Source organism: Arthrobacter sp. B0490, from assembly GCF_002929355.1.
GTDB lineage: Bacteria > Actinomycetota > Actinomycetes > Actinomycetales > Micrococcaceae > Arthrobacter_D.
Window position 1 is genome coordinate 1 of record NZ_PJIR01000187.1, and the last position, 513, is coordinate 513.

General features: G+C 67.3%; 1 protein-coding gene. It reads left to right on the top strand.

Translation table 11 applies throughout. The features are described from left to right. Positions 1–513 (top strand): response regulator (locus CXQ97_RS21360; RefSeq protein ID WP_146069770.1); only part of this gene is annotated, 513 nt, incomplete at both ends.

The window sequence follows — 513 nt, forward strand, 5'->3', positions numbered from 1 at the left end:
GCTGCAGCAGCATGGCTACGCGACCTTGATCAGCGGCACCGCAACCGAGGCACGCCGACTGTTGCAGCAGTTCGACATCGAGGCACTGACCCTCAGCCCGGCGCTGGATGACGAAAACAGCGCGGCCTTCCTGCAGAGCCTGCGCAGCCAGCACAACTACCGCAACCTGCCGGTGCTGATCGTCAGCCTGCAGCCGCAGCGCCGCGATGATGACGACGGCACGCTGCGCGGCGGCGCGGTGGGGGTGATCGACTGGCTGCACAAGCCGATCGACCCCTCGCGGGTCATGGACGTCATCCGCGCTTGTCTGCAGCTGAGTGGACACCGGCCGCGCATCCTGCACGTCGAGGACGATGACGACCTGCGGGTGCTGCTGGCCAGGCAGATCGCCGCGCTCGATGTCGATCTTTCCGGCGCCGCGACGCTGCACGAAGCGCGCGAGCTGATCGCGGCACAGACGTTCGACCTGGCCATCATCGACCTGATGCTGCCGGACGGTCAGGGTACCGAGCT